Here is a 15,696-nt window from a genome sequence, read left to right on the forward strand (position 1 = left end):
CGCGCGCGTACGGTACCGGTCATCGGACCCCGATATCCGGATGCTCCGCGAGCAGTCGCTTCGGTGCCGCCTGGCGCCAGGAGTCGGCGAGGATCGCGGCCAGCTCGTCCTCGTCGTCGAGCGCCGCGAGGCGGACCCGCAGCCAGGGGTAGTTGTCGTCGTGTCCTTCGCGCAGGAAGAACTTCGCGGGCTCCGCGGCGATCAGTTCGGCCCGTTCCTCCTGCGGGCACTTCACGCCGAGGACGGTGTCCGAGTCGTCGAGCGAGGCGAAGATCTTCCCGCCCTCCACCCGGAACGTGGGCAGCCCCCACGCGAGCTTCTCGAAGGCGCCCGGCAGGGCGAGCGCGACCCGGCGCGCCGCGTCGGCGTCCGGCCGGGCGGCGGCGTCATCGGCACGAGCGGGCATCACGGCCTCCCCTATCTCAGTTGCTCTCCGAGAGTCGCACCGCGATCCCCGTATGCGGCCGCTTGCCACGCCGCGCGAGCATCGCGGGGTAGTCGACCATCCAGTACTGCCACTTGTACTTGCGCGAGAGCAGCCGCCGCACCTTCGGCATCGCGTCCTCGTCGAGCAGCGTCGCGGTCCCGGCGCGGCTCAGTGCCCCGTCCTCGACCCGTCCGCGTACGTCGCACGCGGTGATCACGACCCGCTTGTCGTTCCGCAGCCGCTTCACCTTCCACGAGTCGGTCTTCGACCAGACATAGAGGTGCGTGCTGTCGTGGACGACCCAGACGGGGGTGGCGACGGGGGTGCCGTCCTTGCGGTACGTCGTGATCGAGACGTACCGGGAACGTCCGAGGGCCTCAAGGGCGTCGCTGGTCATGACACGCGACCCTATCCGCACACGTGTCCGGCCTCAGCGCCGCTCCGCCCTGCGGTCCCGCACCGGATCCACGCCCTTGACCCAGCCCAGGTTCGCGCCGTGCGTCAGCGTCTCCCAGGCCACGAACAGATCGTCCGTGCCGGCCGGCCGTTTCGCCTCGGCCAGTCGCGTCCCGTACCGCATCGGAATGCCGAGCCGCCCGCGCAGATGCCCGAGCACGACCTCCAGATCGGGGCCCATGGTGAGCGTCGGCTTTCCGCCGCACAGCTCCTTCGGCATGCGTGCGCCCAGTTGGTGGCGTGCGTGGAACTCGATGGTGGCGCGCAGCCGTTCCCGTACGCCCTTGTAGAGGTCGACGCCCTGGTGGTACGCGGTCTCGGCGGCGTGCGCGGTCGCGGCCAGCGCGTAGCCGACGTGCTCGAAGTTGCGGCAGGACTCCTGGGCGAGCCCGTCCACGAAGGTGCGCTGGCCGAACCAGTACGCGCGGATCTCCTTGGGCGTGTCGACCGTCCCGCCGGGCGGTGCGACGGGCAGCGGTCCGTCCGAGCGCAGATAGAAGTACGCGGGAACGCGGGCCTTGAAGCGGCGTACGGCGTCGTCGAAGACGCGGCGGTCGTCGAGGAAGACGCCGATCGAGAGCGCGGCGTCGATCATCGTGAGGTCCCAGTTGCCGTTGTAGTCGGCGACTTCCAGGGCGTATTCACCGAGGTAGGCGTGGCGCAGCATCCGTTCGAAGCGCTCCACGTCGGCGGTGGGCCAGCCTTCGTAGGTGTGGCGCACGAGTTCGGCGGCGCGGGCCCAGGTGGAGCCCGACCAGGCGGCCTGCAGCGCGGCGTTGCCCTCGGTGTGGTCGACGAGCTTCGCCGACCAGGCGTCCATGATCCGCACGGCGCGGCGGGCGTGGGCCGGATCGCGGGTGACGGTGTAGAGGAGGGCCTGGGTGTACGCGGCGATGGCGTCCTGCCGTTCGGCGGTGCAGGCCGGCGGGTTCTTGTACGGCGGGCAGGCCACGATCCGGTACGGGTGCGGGGTGTAGTCGTCGGCCGCGTACCGGCTCTTCTTCATACGGCGGTATGCGGAGGCCTGCGGTTCGCGCCCCTCGGCGACCGCGCGGCGCAGGGCGTCGACCTGGTCGAGGCCGAGCAGGACGCCGGGGTGGCTGAAGCCGGAGCGGACGTCGTCGGGCGGCGGGGGCGGGGGTGCGGCGGCGGCCGGGGGCACGGCGGCGATCAGGCCGGACAGGAGCGTCAACAAGACGGTCAGGCGCCTCATTTCACCGGCTCCCCACCGTGCGTGAGCGTCTCCCAGGCCACGAACAGGTGGTCCGTGCCGGCCGGGCGCATCTCACCGGCGAGCCGCCTCGCGTGCGGCAGTTTCAGCCCGAGGCGGTTCTGCAGGTGGTTGAGCGCGACCTCCAGATCGGGACCCATGGTGAGCGTGAGCTTTCCGCCGCACAGCCACTCGGGTCCGTTCTCGACGTCGTCGACCTGGAAGCGGCTGTGCAACTCCAGGGTGGCGCGCAGCCGTTCGGCGACGTCCTTGTAGAGGTCGATGCCCTGCGCGCGGGCGGTCTCGGCGACATGGGCGGTGGCGGCGATCGCGTAGCCGACGTGCTCGAAGTTGCGGCAGGTCTCCTGCGCGAGTCCGTCCACGAACCGCCGCTGCCCGAACCAGTAGCGGGTCAGCTCCCGCTTCGTGTCGACCAGGCCGCCGGGCGGGCTCTTGGGCAGGGGGCCGTCGGAGCGCAGATAGAAGTACGCGGGCACGCGCTGGCGTACGCGTTCCACGGCGCGTTCGAGTACGGCACGGTCGTCGAGGAAGACGCCGATACTGGCGGCGGCGTCGGCCATCACGAGGTCCCAGTTGCCGTTGCGTCCGAGTGAACCGCCCGCGACCTGCGGCAGGTACACGTCGCGGAGCATGCGCTCGTAGCGCGTGATGTGTTCGTCGGGCCAGTCCTTGTGGCCGTACCGCATGATCTCGCCGGCCTTCGCCCACATCGATCCCGCCCAGGCGGACTGCAGACCGGAGTTGCCGCCGCTGTGGCCGCGCACGGCGCCCGACCAGAGGTCCATGATCTCCAGGGCCTTGCGGGCGTGGGCGGGTTCGCGGGTGACGGCCCACATCAACGCGTGGGTGTACGCGGCGATCGCGTCCTCGCGTTCCTCCACACAGCCGCGCCCGGGCCGGTTGCCGGGCGGGCAGACGACCTCGGTCTGCGGCTGGACGTTGTACCGGAGCGAGGCGTAGCGGCTGGAGCGCAGCGCGTCGAACGCGGAGGCGTACGGTTCGTCGCCGGCACGCACCCGGGCCCTTACGAAGTCGAGCCGGGTCCGGTCGACGAACGCGCCCGGATGCTGCAGGGGACGCGGGGCGGGGGCGGTGGAGACCAGGAGAGGCAGCAGCGCCGCGGCGATGACGGCACGCACAAGAGCGGGGAGACGGGCCATAGGGGCAGCCTGGCCCCGCCCGCTTCCCACCGCAGGATCTGTTACTCCCCCTGCGCCCCTTTGCCCTCTATCGGTTGGGCACGAAGCCCAGATGGACGGGCCGCTCGGGCGCCTTCAGGACCTGCGCCAACTGCGGTGGCCAGAGCGCCTCCTGGGTCCCGGCGAGCTCGTCGTACGTCCACCAGCGCGCACCGAGGATCCCGTCCGCGGCGTGCGCCTGGGCCACCTCGGGTCCGAGCTCGCGCCGCGGGCCGTCGGCCAGGTAGATGTGCTCGTGCTGGCGTACGGGGATACCGGCGCGGGTGAAGTCGTGCTCCCAGGTGCAAAGGAGTCCGCCGAGCGCGAGGTCGCGCCAGCCGGTCTCCTCGTGGAGTTCGCGCAGCGCCCCGTCGCGCGGCTTCTCGCCCTCGTCGAGGCCGCCGCCGGGCATGGCCCAGTGCCGGCCGACCTCTTCGTTGTCGTAACGGAGGAGGAAGAGCGCCCCGTCGGGTGAGAGCACCGCCACCCGGGCGGCCCTGCGCGGAGTGCGGGTCAGGTGCGGGCGGGTCACGCGGGCACCGGCGCGCAGCGCGCGAGGACCTCGTCGAGGGAGAGACCGAGCGCGGCCGCGAGGGCGGCGACCGTGAAGAACGCCGGGGTGGGGGCCCGGCCGGTCTCGATCTTGCGGAGGGTCTCCGCGGAGAGGCCGGCGCTCGTCGCCACCTCGTTCATGCTGCGGGGGCCGCGCGCCTCGCGGAGCAGCCTGCCGAGCCGCTCGCCGCGTTCGCGCTCTTCGGGGGTGAGAGGGGTGCGCACCATGCCGTTATTCTAATACCGGGCCGAGCGTTATTCCAATACCGCATTGACCGGTATAGTAATTGGCATGGTTGAGATCAAGACAGATCAGTCGCTCGAAGCCATGCGCGCCGCGGGGCGCGTGGTGGCGCAAGGACTCACAGCGGTGCGGGAGCAGGCCCGCGTGGGCAGCAGCCTGCGCGAACTCGACGAGGTGGCGCACGAGGTGCTGCGCGCGGCGGGCGCGTCCTCACCGTTCCTGCACTACAAGCCGGCCTTCGCGCCGACACCGTTCCCCGCGGTCATCTGCGCCTCGGTCAACGACGCGATCGTGCACGGCATCCCCGACGGCTACCGGCTGCGCGACGGCGACCTCGTCTCCATCGACTTCGGCGCCAAGCTCGACGGCTGGGCGGGCGACTCGGCGATCAGCTTCACGGTCGGCACCCCGCGCCCCGAGGACACCCGGCTCATCGACACGGCCTTCGCCGCGCTGGACGCGGGCATCGCCGCCGCCACCGTCGGCAACCGCATCGGCGACATCGCGCACGCGATCGGCACGGTCTGCCGCGCCGCCGGGTACGGGATCCCGGAGGGCTTCGGCGGTCACGGCATCGGCCGCCAGATGCACGAGGACCCGTCGGTGCCGAACGAGGGCCGCCCGGGCCGCGGCATGCCGCTGCGCCACGGCATGGTGCTGGCGATCGAGCCGATGCTGATCGGCGGCGGCACGGACCGCTACTACGAGGACGGCGACGGCTGGACGCTGCGCTCGGTCGACGGCAGCCGCGCCGCCCACGCCGAGCACACGGTGGCGATCACGGACGACGGGCCGCGCATCCTGACGACCCTCTGACCGCCCGTCGCGACGGCCCACGCCCGTGGCTCACCGCCCGCCGACGAACTTCCGCGCGAGCGCCTCCCCGACCCGTACCGCCTCGCGGTGACTCTCGATCGGCCGCACTCGCGAGCCACGGAAGAAGAGGTACGTCGCCCCGCCGTCGGCGCCCCCGGTCACCGGATGCGGATCGATGCCGAGCGAACGGGCCGTCGCGTACGAGGCCTCGCCGATCAGATCCGTCGGACCGGTGTCACCCACGACGGCGTACTGCACCTTGCCTCGGTAGATCACGGCGACCACTCCCCCGCCGTGCACGCCCCACTTGGTGTGGTCCCATGCCTTGCTCGGCCCCGGCACCACCACATACGGGAGCTTCGCCGAGTCGAGGTGCCGGCCCGCCGAATCCTGGAAGGCGGTGGTCGGCAGGAAGTACGGGTCGGTCTTCCTGCTGCACGCCCGGCTCGGGCGGCCGTCGCAGTCGATGTCGAGGTCGGCCTCGTAGTGGACGACACCGCGGCCCGCGCACACCGGGATGTCCGCGCGGGCCCCGTCGTCCGTGCGGAAGCGGCCGGTGGAGACAGGGCGGCACTCGCGCACCTTCGCCAGAAGCGCGGCGGCCGGTACCGGGCCTTCCTGCGCGGTCGCCGGAGGGATCGCCGCGGCGATCAGCAGCGGGGCGAGTACGGCCGCAAGGACAACACGCAAGACAGGCTCCTCAGTCGGTTCGGCGGGTGCCGCGAGGGCCCGGGCACACCCGGCCCACCCTCACCGAGCCTTGCCCGCATCGCACCTTTTGCTGTCCTGTCGGCCCAGTTTCCCGACGTATCGCACCTTGCCGTGAAACACCCGGTGGCCTGCGCGAAAAGCACCGGGGGACCCTCGAACGCGGGTCCGTGGGACGGCTAGAGTGCCCGCCCATGAGTGAACTCCTGCGCATCGTCGTCGTCGCCGCGGTCGTCGCGGTGCTCGCGATATCCCTCGGCTGGTACGCCCGCACGTACATGTGGCGGCGCAAGCTCAGCCGCAAGCAGGCCTTCTTCGGGCTCCCGGAGAACTCCGAGTCGCTGCTCGTGGTGAACCGCGACGCCGGCGGCCCGGATCTCATGATCTCGCGCAACGACGTCTTCGCCCTGCTCGAACTCTCCGCGCTGATCAAGGACTGCGGCGCCCACTCCCAGCTCGTCACGCACGACTCGGCCCAGCAGGGCTTCGGCGAGCGCACCGAGTTCTGTGTCGGCGGCCCGGCCACGAACCGCCGGATGGCCGCCCACATGCACTCGCTGCTGCCGGGCATCCGCGTCAACACCGACCCCGAGCCGGGCCCGGACCGCGGCGCCTTCCAGATCGGTTCCGAGCGCTACCGCATGGAACCGGGCATCACCGAGTACGTCGTCCTCGCGCGGCTCACCGCGGGCCAGGGCAAGGAAGCCCGTCCGGTCTTCCTCTTCTGCGGCCAGCGCGCCTCGGCCACCCAGGCGGCCGCACGCTACCTCGCGAAGCACCACGAGCGGCTGTCCCGCAAGCACGGCGGCAGCTCCTTCGTCCTCCTCCTGAAGGTCGTCAACTCCCAGGCGTACGGGCCGGACGTGGTCGAACTGGTCGCCGACGTGACGCGCGCCGCCCAGGAGCAGGCTCCGGCACCGAAGGGCGCGCACCGCTCGAAGCAGTAGCGCCACATGAGCAGGGCCGACTGGCGGAAGCCGAGCGCGCTCGCGTGACCGAGGCCCGTGTCGGCCGCCCACCAATCTTTACCAGCGCGTAACTTACCGATGGGTTACCACCGGTAAAGAACTGACGTTACCGTCAGGTCACTTTGCACTGACACGAGTGAGGAGTGACCGTGGGACTTCCGCGCAGGACCCTCCGTACGACCTCGATCAGCTCGCTCTCCGCGGCTCTCGTCGCGGGCGCCGCCTTCGGCCTGGCCCCGGCACAGGCCGGCGCGGCACCCGCGACGCAGTCCACCGCGGCGGCGGACGTGCGGTTCGTCGACATCCCCGGCGACGGCGGCACCGTACTCAAGGGCAATGTCTTCACTCCCGCGGGAGCGGAGGACGGTCAGAGATTCCCGGCGATCGTGCTGCCCACGAGCTGGGCCGTGCCGCAGATCGAGTACGTCGCCCAGGCGCAGAAGCTCGCCGACTCCGGCTATGTCGTGGTGAGTTACAACTCCCGCGGTTTCTGGCAGTCCGGCGGAAACATCGAGGTCGCGGGCGCCCCGGACATCGCGGACGCCTCCCGCGTCATCGACTGGACCCTCGCGAACACGCCCACGGACCCGGACAAGGTCGGCATGGCCGGTGTCTCGTACGGCGCCGGGATCTCGCTCCTGGCCGCCGCGCACGACAAGCGGGTCAAGGCGGTCGGCGCGATGAGCGGCTGGGCGGACCTGATCGAGTCGATCTACTCGGGCCGCACCCAGCACGTCCAGGCCGCCGGTCTCCTCACGGGCGCGGGCTTCCTCACCGGCCGCCCGAGCCCCGAACTGCAGCAGGTCATGAAGGACTTCCTCGGCTCGAACCTGGCCAAGGAGCAGGAGATGCTGGCCTGGGGACGTAAGCGCTCCCCCGCCACGTACATCGACAGGCTCAACGCGAACAAGCCCGCGGTGATGCTGGCGAACGCCTGGGGCGACACGATCTTCCCGCCCAACCAGTACGCGAAGTTCTTCGAGCAGCTCTCCGGGCCCAAGCGCCTGGAGTTCCGCCCGGGCGACCACGCGACGGCCGAGGCGACGGGTCTGCTCGGGCTGCCCAACGACGTCTGGACGAACACACAGCGCTGGTTCGACCACCACCTCAAGGGCGAGGACAACGGCATCGACCGCGAACAGCCGGTCCAGCTCAAGTCCCGTTCCACCGGCGGCTACGAGGGCTACGCGGACTGGAAGTCGGTGGGCGCGGCGACCGAGCGCATCCCGCTCAACGACAGCGAGCACGTGTTCGCGAACATCGACTCGGGGGCCAACGGCGGGGTCGTCCTGCTGTCCAACGCACTCGACCAGTTCCTGAAGCTGCCGCCGACCGCCTCGATCCCGCTGCTGCCGCGCTCGTTCGCCGCCGTATGGCAGTCCGAGCGCCACGACAGCGTGCGACAGGTGCGCGGGACGACGAAGCTGCACACCACCGTCACCAGCACGAAGCCGAGCGGCACCCTCGTCGCGTATCTCTACGACGTGGGGCCGCTCGGCGTCGGCAAGCTGGTCTCCAATGCGCCGTACACCTTCCACGACAAGACCCCTGGGCAGGCGTTCGGCGTGGACCTGGAGTTGTTCTCCACGGCCTACGACGTTCCTGCGGGACACAAGCTCGCGTTGGTGATCGACACGGTCGACCCGCTCTACATCGAGCACAACCCGACCGGCGCGCAGCTGACCTTCTCCTCTCCCGCGGCCGACCCGTCGTTCGTATCGGTGCCGCTGCGCGAGAAGTGATCTCCGGCTGCTGCCGGGTGGGGTGCTCCGTGCTACTGCCTCCCCGGCAGCAGCGTCCCTGGTTCGGCCGGTGCAATCTCCACGGCCTCGACCTTCGGGTTGCGCTTCTGCCGTTTGGACACCCAGGTGGCGAACCAGGACAGGAGCATGCACATCCCGATGTAGATCGGCGAGATCACCATCACCACGGGGATGAACGGCAGATCGTAGTCGAGATTCGACGCGATCAGCTTGCCCGCGTGAAGGAATTCCTCGTAGGTGATGAGGTAGCCGAGCGAGGTGTCCTTGAGGGCCACCACGAGCTGGCTGATGATGGCCGGGAGCATCGCGCGCAGCGCCTGCGGCCCGAGCACATGGGTCATCACCTGGGTCTTGCGCATCCCGAGCGCGTACGCGGCCTCGTGCTGTCCGCGCTCGACGGAGTTGACGCCGGAGCGGAAGACCTCGGCGAGCACCGAGCCGTTGTAGAGCGTCAGTCCGGTGACCAGGGCGGGCAGCGGCTGGACCTTCAGCGCCACGAAGACGAAGAAGATCATCACCAGGACCGGCATGGCCCGGAAGAACTCCACGATCAGCGTGGCCAGCCAGCGCACCGGCTTGTGGTCGGAGAGCCGGCCGACGGCGAGGACCGCGCCGAGCGCCAGCGAGAGCACCGCCGCGATGGCGAAGGCCTTGAGCGTGTTGCCGAGGCCGGTGAGCAGCAGCTCCTGGATTCCCTTGTACGTGAAGGGGTTCCACTTCGCGGCGGTGAACTGGTCGGTGTCGAAGAGGAGATAGAGCATCCAGCCGGCGACACCGAGGATGAGCAGCGTCGACAGGACGCCGTACATCAGGTGCCGGCGTTCCGCCTTGGGCCCGGGGATGTCGTAGAGGGCGCTGGAACTGTGGTCGAGGGCTTTCATCGGGCGACCCCCCAGCGCTTTTCAAGGATGTTGAAGAGCGCGCTGATGGTGAGAGTGATGATCAGGTAGCCGACGGCGATCCAGACGAAGGTCCAGATGATGCTGTAGCCCAGCTCGTTGAGCGTGCGGTACGTGCCGAGCAGTTCGGTGACGCTGAAGGCGCCCGCGATCGCGGAGTTCTTGGCGAGGGCGATCAGGTTGGAGCCGACGGGCGGGATCACCGAGCGGAAGGCCTGCGGCAGGATCACCTGCGACAGGGTCTGCCCGAAGCTCATCCCGAGACTGCGGGCCGCCTCGCCCTGCCCCTTGGGCACGGTGTTGATGCCGGAGCGCAGGGCCTCGCAGATGAACGCCGAGGTGTAGCAGCCGAGGGCGAGCACGGCGAACACCTTGAAGGGCAGTACGAGTCCGAAGCGCGGCAGCCCGAGCAGCACCGCGAAGAACAGCAGGGTGAGCGGGGTGTTGCGCAGGACGGTGACCCAGACCGTGCCGAAGACCCGGAAGGAGCCGACGGGTGCGACCCGGAAGGACGCCATGATGAAGCCGAGCACGAGGGCCAGGATCGAGGCGTAGACGGTGAGTTCGACCGTCCCGAGGAAGCCCTCGCCGTAGGTGGAGAAGTTGTCGGTCAGTACGTTCATGCCGGCCCCCTCAGCTCGCCGGGTAGCGGTCGATGGGCGGCGGGGTGGGCGCGGGCACTCCGGAGAGACCGAGCGTCGCGTCGTACGCCTTCTTCCACGTGCCGTCCTTCTCGCGCGCCGCGAGCGCGTCGTCGATGGCGAACCGCAGCGCGTTGTCGCCGCGCGGGACGCCGATGCCGTACGGCTCCTCGGAGAAGGGCTTGCCGACCAGCTTCATCTCCTCGGGGAGCTTGGCCGCGTAACCCTGCAGGATCGCGTCGTCGGTGGTGACGGCATCGACCTGATAGGTGAGCAGGTTGTCCACGCAGATCGAGTACGTGTCGTACGCGACGAGGACCGCCTTGGGGTAGTCGGCCTGGATGCGCTGGTACGGGGTCGATCCCGCGGCCGAGCAGACCTTCTTGCCGTCGAGGTCCTGCGGGCCCTGGATGTCCTCCTCGTCGCTGCGGACGAGCAGGCCCTGTCCCGCCATGTAGTACGGGCCGCCGAAGCCGACCAGCTTCTTGCGGTTGTCGTTGATGGTGTAGGTGCCCACGTAGTAGTCGATCTGGCCGTTCTGCAGGGCGGTCTCGCGGTTGGCCGAGGCGATCGTGCGGAACTCGATCCTGTTCGGGTCGAAGCCGAGGGAGGCGCCGATCATCTTGGCGATCTCGATGTCGAAGCCCGAGTACGTGCCGGTCGCGGGGTCCTTCTCGCCGAGGTAGGGCTGGTCCTCCTTGGCGCCGACGATCAGCCGGCCGCGGCGCTTGGCCTTGTTCCAGGTGCCGGAGTCGTCCAGCGTGAACCCGCTTGCCACCTGGTACTTGGGGAGGTCCTCGGGCTTGGGGCCCTTGGTGGGCGGGCTGCCTTCCTTGCCGCAGCCCGCCGCGGCGAGCGCGGCGAGCAGGAGCGCCGCGAGCACACGTGTCGTACGCAGAGCCGTACGCGTTGTCGTACGCATTCCTTGAATCCCGTCCCCCGTCAGTGCTTCAGGATCTTGGACAGGAAGTCCTTGGCGCGGTCGCTCTCGGGGCTGTTGAAGAACTCCTCCGGGGCCCGGTCCTCGATGATCTTCCCGTCGGCCATGAACACGACGCGGTTGGCGGCCGAGCGCGCGAAGCCCATCTCGTGGGTGACGACGACCATGGTCATGCCCTCGCGTGCGAGGGACTGCATGACCTCGAGGACCTCGTTGATCATCTCCGGGTCGAGGGCCGAGGTGGGCTCGTCGAAGAGCATCACCTTGGGGTCCATGGCGAGGGCGCGGGCGATGGCCACGCGCTGCTGCTGACCGCCGGAGAGCTGCGCCGGGTATTTCTCCGCGTGCGCCTCGAGACCCACGCGGGTGAGGAGTTCACGCGAGCGCCGGTCGGCCTCGTCCTTCTTGCGGCCGCGGACCTTGACCTGGGCGAGCGAGACGTTCTGCAGAACCGTCTTGTGCGCGAAGAGATTGAAGGACTGGAAGACCATCCCCACCTCGGCCCGCAGCTTCGCGAGGCCCTTGCCCTCCTCCGGCAGGGGCTGGCCGTCGAGGGTGATCGAGCCCGACTGGATCGTCTCCAGGCGGTTGATCGTCCGGCACAGCGTCGATTTGCCCGAGCCGGACGGCCCGATGACCACCACCACCTCCCCGCGTCCGACGGTGAGCTGGATGTCCTGGAGGACATGCAGTTTCCCGTAGTACTTGTTGACGTCACGCAGCTCGATCAACGGATCGACGGCCATGTACGGACCTGCCCACTCTCAGCTGTTCAGTCCGCGCAAACTATCCAGCGCAATATGGGACTTAATAGGCGACACGCATAAGTCGGGCATAAACCGTATTTTGATCAAACGGTGTTGAGGCACTCAGGCTTCGGAGGCTTCCGCGTACACCTGGGAGAGCTCGGGGGCGCCGCCGACCGCCCATTCGAGGCCCGCCTCGACCACCTGGATCTCGCGGCCGGACGCCAGCCGCACCACCGGATGGCCGCCGGGCCAGACGTGCCAGGTGGCGCCCTCGACCGTGCGGACGACGACGGTGCCGAGGTAGAGACCGGCGTCGTTGCCCAGCCAGGGCAGCAGTTCCGGATCGTCGCGCCAGCGCGGGAGCAGCTGGTCGAGGGCCTCCAAGGAGGCGGGGCTGTCGTCGAGTTCGAGCCCGACGCTCTCGGCCTGCGAGCGCAGCAGGGCGCACTCGGAGAGCAGCTCGGCCACGCCCTCGGGGTCTTCCTCGAACGCGGCGGCGAGGGGCGCGTCAGCGTGGCCGGCCGCGTGCTTCCTGCGCCACCGATCGACAAAAGGGATGTTCATACGCCAAGAGTCGCATCCGATTCCGTACGGCACCACAGGGCGCGCGGACCGATCTTGGCAATCACGGGGCTGCGGGCACCGCCGCTTCCCGGCCGGCGTTCCGTCGTTGTTCTGCCTTGAATTCAGGGCGAGTTCAGGCGTCGGTCATTGACGCGTTCCTGCCACCTCTTTAGCTTCAGGACACATCTGTCGTCACACCGCCAACGGGAGGAGTCCTTCGTGCGCCGAGGTCTGTGGGGTGGGGCGGTCGTCCTTGCGCTGGTCGCGGGCATGGCGCCGGGCGCCGTCGCGACGGCCGCCGAACGACCGCCCGCCGAGTCCCTCGAGCGGCTCTTCGACAACCGCGCGATCAGCGACAACGCCGCGGCGGGCGAGGCGGACTTCGACGGTTCGGGCGCCTCCCTGTCGGCGCAGGACCTCGCGGCCGCGGGCTGGACTCCCGGCCGCACCCTGTCCGTTGACGCCGCGCGTCTGCGGATGCCGGACACCGCACCGGGCGAGCGCGACAACGTGCGCGCCGACGGGCAGTCGGTGCGGGTGCGCGGCCGCGGCGGGGCGCTGTCGTTCCTCGTCGCCGGCACGGGCGGCGACGCGAGCGGCGCGGGGCGGGTCCGGTACCGCGACGGTTCCTCGTCCGCGTACCGCCTGACCGCACCCGACTGGCGCTCCGGACCGCTCGCCACCAAGTCGGTGGCGCTGCCGCATGTGAACACCGCGCAGGGCCAACTCACCGAGAAGGCACGGCTGTACGTGGTCTCCGTACCGCTGGCCCAGGGCCGCGATGTCGCCTCGGTGGAGCTGCCGCGCGATCCGGGCGCGGCCGACCTGCATGTGTTCGCCGTGTCCGTACGGGAGTCGGCGCGCGGCTGGACCGGCAGCTGGTCCGCGTCCGCGGCCGGTTACACGGCGGTCGGACCGTGGACGGACCGTACGCTGCGGCTCGTCGTGCACAGTTCGGCGGGCGGTCCGCGGGTGCGGATCAACCTCGCCAACACCTTCGCCGGGACGCCGGTGCGGATCGGTTCGGCGAGCGTCGCCGTGCAGGGATCCGGCGCCGGGGCCCGTTCGAAGCCCGTACCGCTGGAGTTCGCGGGCGGGCGCGGCACCGAAATCCCGGCCGGTGCGCAGGTGTTCAGCGATCCGCTGGACTTCGACGTGCCCGCCGACACGAACCTGCTGGTCTCGTTCCATCTGTCCGGCACGGTGAGCGCGGCGCCCGTGCACAGCCAGGCGATCCAGAAGTCGTATCTGAGCGGCGCCGGTGACCATACGCGCGACACGGACGCGGCCTCGTACACCTCGACGATCACGACCTGGCCGTTCCTGGCCGGGGTCGACGTCGGCGGTGCGCAGGAGTCCGTGGTGATGCTCGGCGACTCGATCACGGACGGGGTGAAGTCCACCACGGACGCCAACCGACGCTGGCCGAACGTGCTCGCGCGGCGGCTGCTCGCGCAGGACGAGGTCCCCGCGTACGGCGTGCTCAACCACGGCATCTCCGCGAACCGCGTCGTCACCGACCGCTACACCGGCGACGGGGTGTCCACGGACACGGGCGGGGTGAGCGCGCTGCACCGGCTCGAACGGGATGTCCTCGCGCAGACGCGGGCGCGCACGGTCGTGGTGTTCGAGGGCGTCAACGATGTGCGGTGGGGCGCGCAGGCCGAGGACGTGACGGCCGGGCTCCGGGAGATCGCCGAGCGGGCGAAGGAGCGCGGTCTGCGGACCGTGGCCGCGACGATCGCGCCCTGCGAGGGCGAGTCGCTGTGCACGGCGGCCGCGGACGCGCAGCGCCAGGCGGTCAACGAGTGGATCCGCACCAGCGGGACGTACGACGCGGTGCTCGACTTCGACGCCGTGCTGCGCGACCCGGCACATCCGAAGCGGCTGCTGCCCGCCTACGACAGCGGGGATCATCTGCACCCGGGCGACGCGGGGCTCGCGGCGCTGGCGGAGTCGATCGATCTGAAGGTGCTGTAGCGCGCGGCAGAGGGGCGGGGCCCGGTGGTGTGGAGCCCCGCCCCCTTCCGTGGATCAGAGGTCGAGGTCGACGACCACGGGGGCGTGGTCCGAGGCGCCCTTGCCCTTGCGCTCCTCGCGGTCCACGTAGGCGTCGGTGACGGCCTTCTGGAACGCCTCGTTCCCGTAGACCAGGTCGATGCGCATGCCCTTGTTCTTCGGGAACGCGAGCATCCGGTAGTCCCAGAACGTGAACGGCACGTCGTACTTCAGGGGGCGCGGCACGACGTCGCCGAGGCCCGTCTCGCGCAGGGCCGTGAGCGCGGCGCGCTCGGCCGGGGTCACATGCGTCGCGTTCTCGAAGACGCCGATGTCCCAGACGTCCTCGTCGGTCGGCGCGACGTTGTAGTCGCCGAGCACGGCGAAGGGGCGCGACCCCTGCGCATCGCCGGCGACGGCGGCCTTCAGGGCCTCGAACCACTGCAGCTTGTACGCATAGTGCGCATGGTCGGGCTCGCGCCCGTTCGGCACATAGACCGACCAGACGCGGGCGCCGCCGACCGTGGCGGAGATCGCGCGGGGCTCCTCGGCGCCGTCATAGCCCGGGTCGCCGGGCAGGCCCTTGACCACGTCCTCCAGGCCCACGCGGGAGACCAGCGCCACTCCGTTCCACCGGCCGGTCGCGTGCACCGCCGACTCGTAGCCCAGCTCGCGGAGCTCGTCGGCGGGGAACTGCTCGGCGGCGCACTTGGTCTCCTGGATGCACAGCACGTCCGTGCCGCTGGTCTCCAGCCAGGCCAGGAGGCGGGGCAGACGGGCGGTCACGGAATTCACATTCCAGGTGGCGATACGCATGAGGCCAATCTACCGGGGGCCTCTGACAACGCCCGTCCCCCGGCCGCCGGGCCTGCGTCCCGTCCCCGCCCGTCCCCTGCCTCGGCCTACGCCTGGGTGCCGTCGCCGGTCGCGAGCCGCAGGTGCTCGGCGCCGCTCAGATTGCCCAGGTGCGTGTCGTAGACCGGGCGGGCGAGGTCGGTGAGCAGGCCGTCGTGGACGTCGATGGTGCGCCGCGGCTTGACCTCCCGTACGTAGTCGATGACCTCCCAGACCTTGCTCCAGGGGGCCATGACCGGGAGCAGCAGCGTGTCCACCGGGTGGTCGGGAACGGTGAGGGCGTCGCCCGGGTGGAAGACCGAACCGTCCACCAGATAGCCGACGTTGGTGACGCGCGGCAGGTCCGGGTGGATCACGGCGTGCAGTTCGCCGTGGACCTGCACGTCGAAGCCGGCGGCGGCGAAGGCGTCACCGTGGCCGACCGTGTGGACGCGTCCGGGGAACGCCGCCGCGATCTGATCCGCGACAGAGCGCAGGGTCCAGATCTCTGCGGCGGGGTTCGCCTCCAGGGCTGTCCGCAGCCGGTCCTCGGCGAAGTGGTCCGGGTGCTCGTGCGTGATCAGGATGGCGTCGGCGCCGAGGGCGTCGTCGGGGTCCCCGAACATACCGGGGTCGAGCACCAGGGTGCGGCCGTCCTTCTCGATGCGCACGCAGGCGTGGGACTTCTTCGTCAGATGCATACGCCCATCCTGCTCCCGCACCGGTGC

18 protein-coding genes are annotated in these 15,696 nt (G+C 70.3%); 4 read left to right on the forward strand and 14 right to left on the reverse strand.

Going from position 1 to position 15,696, the window contains the following annotated elements; all coding sequences use genetic code 11:
* Positions 1-19: 19 nt before the first annotated feature.
* From ACIBI4_RS30915 to ACIBI4_RS30940, 6 genes are all read right to left on the reverse strand, one after another.
* Complete coding sequence (locus ACIBI4_RS30915; RefSeq protein ID WP_399207466.1) at positions 20-406, reverse strand: MmcQ/YjbR family DNA-binding protein; 387 nt, start codon at positions 404-406, stop codon at positions 20-22.
* A gap of 16 nt (positions 407-422) precedes the next feature.
* Entirely contained in the window at positions 423-824 is a 402-nt protein-coding gene (locus ACIBI4_RS30920) for a PPOX class F420-dependent oxidoreductase (protein ID WP_399207467.1), read from the reverse strand.
* Between the two features lie 33 nt (positions 825-857).
* Entirely contained in the window at positions 858-2,096 is a 1,239-nt protein-coding gene (locus ACIBI4_RS30925; RefSeq protein WP_399207468.1) for an alginate lyase family protein, read from the reverse strand.
* Positions 2,093-3,274, reverse strand: coding sequence for an alginate lyase family protein (locus ACIBI4_RS30930; protein ID WP_399207469.1), 1,182 nt, complete (start codon positions 3,272-3,274; stop codon positions 2,093-2,095). Before ACIBI4_RS30930 ends, ACIBI4_RS30925 begins: the two co-directional genes overlap by 4 nt.
* A 67-nt stretch (positions 3,275-3,341) precedes the next feature.
* Positions 3,342-3,824, reverse strand: coding sequence for an NUDIX hydrolase (locus ACIBI4_RS30935; RefSeq protein ID WP_399207470.1), 483 nt, complete (start codon positions 3,822-3,824; stop codon positions 3,342-3,344).
* Complete coding sequence (locus tag ACIBI4_RS30940; protein WP_399207471.1) at positions 3,821-4,072, reverse strand: helix-turn-helix domain-containing protein; 252 nt, start codon at positions 4,070-4,072, stop codon at positions 3,821-3,823. Before ACIBI4_RS30940 ends, ACIBI4_RS30935 begins: the two co-directional genes overlap by 4 nt.
* A 64-nt stretch (positions 4,073-4,136) precedes the next feature.
* On the opposite strand from ACIBI4_RS30940, the gene map reads away from it, so the two are divergent.
* The gene (gene map / locus ACIBI4_RS30945; protein ID WP_399207472.1) at positions 4,137-4,904 is read left to right on the forward strand and encodes a type I methionyl aminopeptidase; all 768 of its coding nucleotides are present in this window, start codon (positions 4,137-4,139) and stop codon (positions 4,902-4,904) included.
* A 30-nt stretch (positions 4,905-4,934) separates the two neighbouring features.
* On the opposite strand, the gene ACIBI4_RS30950 is transcribed toward map, so the two are convergent.
* The gene (locus ACIBI4_RS30950; RefSeq protein WP_399207473.1) at positions 4,935-5,594 is read right to left on the reverse strand and encodes a glycoside hydrolase family 75 protein; all 660 of its coding nucleotides are present in this window, start codon (positions 5,592-5,594) and stop codon (positions 4,935-4,937) included.
* A gap of 212 nt (positions 5,595-5,806) precedes the next feature.
* On the opposite strand from ACIBI4_RS30950, the gene ACIBI4_RS30955 reads away from it, so the two are divergent.
* Positions 5,807-6,559, forward strand: coding sequence for a hypothetical protein (locus ACIBI4_RS30955; protein ID WP_399207474.1), 753 nt, complete (start codon positions 5,807-5,809; stop codon positions 6,557-6,559).
* A 170-nt stretch (positions 6,560-6,729) separates the two neighbouring features.
* Positions 6,730-8,322 (forward strand): CocE/NonD family hydrolase, encoded by a 1,593-nt coding sequence (locus ACIBI4_RS30960; protein ID WP_399207475.1) that lies wholly within the window; start codon positions 6,730-6,732, stop codon positions 8,320-8,322.
* Between the two features lie 32 nt (positions 8,323-8,354).
* Here ACIBI4_RS30960 and ACIBI4_RS30965 read toward each other — a convergent pair whose 3' ends face one another.
* The 5 genes from ACIBI4_RS30965 to ACIBI4_RS30985 form a co-directional block, all read right to left on the reverse strand.
* The gene (locus ACIBI4_RS30965; protein WP_399207476.1) at positions 8,355-9,224 is read right to left on the reverse strand and encodes an amino acid ABC transporter permease; all 870 of its coding nucleotides are present in this window, start codon (positions 9,222-9,224) and stop codon (positions 8,355-8,357) included.
* Positions 9,221-9,865, reverse strand: coding sequence for an amino acid ABC transporter permease (locus ACIBI4_RS30970; RefSeq protein WP_399207478.1), 645 nt, complete (start codon positions 9,863-9,865; stop codon positions 9,221-9,223). The genes ACIBI4_RS30965 and ACIBI4_RS30970 overlap by 4 nt, the downstream gene beginning before the upstream one ends.
* 10 nt (positions 9,866-9,875) lie before the next feature.
* On the reverse strand, positions 9,876-10,805 hold the full coding sequence (locus ACIBI4_RS30975; protein WP_399207479.1) for a glutamate ABC transporter substrate-binding protein: 930 nt from the start codon (positions 10,803-10,805) through the stop codon (positions 9,876-9,878).
* A 20-nt stretch (positions 10,806-10,825) separates the two neighbouring features.
* Entirely contained in the window at positions 10,826-11,569 is a 744-nt protein-coding gene (locus ACIBI4_RS30980) for an amino acid ABC transporter ATP-binding protein (protein ID WP_399207480.1), read from the reverse strand.
* A gap of 123 nt (positions 11,570-11,692) precedes the next feature.
* Entirely contained in the window at positions 11,693-12,136 is a 444-nt protein-coding gene (locus tag ACIBI4_RS30985) for a DUF6278 family protein (protein WP_399207481.1), read from the reverse strand.
* A gap of 270 nt (positions 12,137-12,406) precedes the next feature.
* On the opposite strand from ACIBI4_RS30985, the gene ACIBI4_RS30990 reads away from it, so the two are divergent.
* Complete coding sequence (locus ACIBI4_RS30990; protein ID WP_399207586.1) at positions 12,407-14,116, forward strand: SGNH/GDSL hydrolase family protein; 1,710 nt, start codon at positions 12,407-12,409, stop codon at positions 14,114-14,116.
* Positions 14,117-14,170: 54 nt separating this feature from the next.
* Here the strand turns inward: ACIBI4_RS30990 and ACIBI4_RS30995 are convergent, their stop codons facing one another.
* Positions 14,171-14,950, reverse strand: coding sequence for an exodeoxyribonuclease III (locus ACIBI4_RS30995; RefSeq protein ID WP_399207482.1), 780 nt, complete (start codon positions 14,948-14,950; stop codon positions 14,171-14,173).
* A gap of 86 nt (positions 14,951-15,036) precedes the next feature.
* Positions 15,037-15,669 (reverse strand): MBL fold metallo-hydrolase, encoded by a 633-nt coding sequence (locus tag ACIBI4_RS31000; protein ID WP_399207483.1) that lies wholly within the window; start codon positions 15,667-15,669, stop codon positions 15,037-15,039.
* Between the last annotated feature and the right edge of the window lie 27 nt (positions 15,670-15,696).

Source organism: Streptomyces sp. NPDC050418 (assembly GCF_044458745.1).
Taxonomy (GTDB): Bacteria; Actinomycetota; Actinomycetes; order Streptomycetales; family Streptomycetaceae; genus Streptomyces.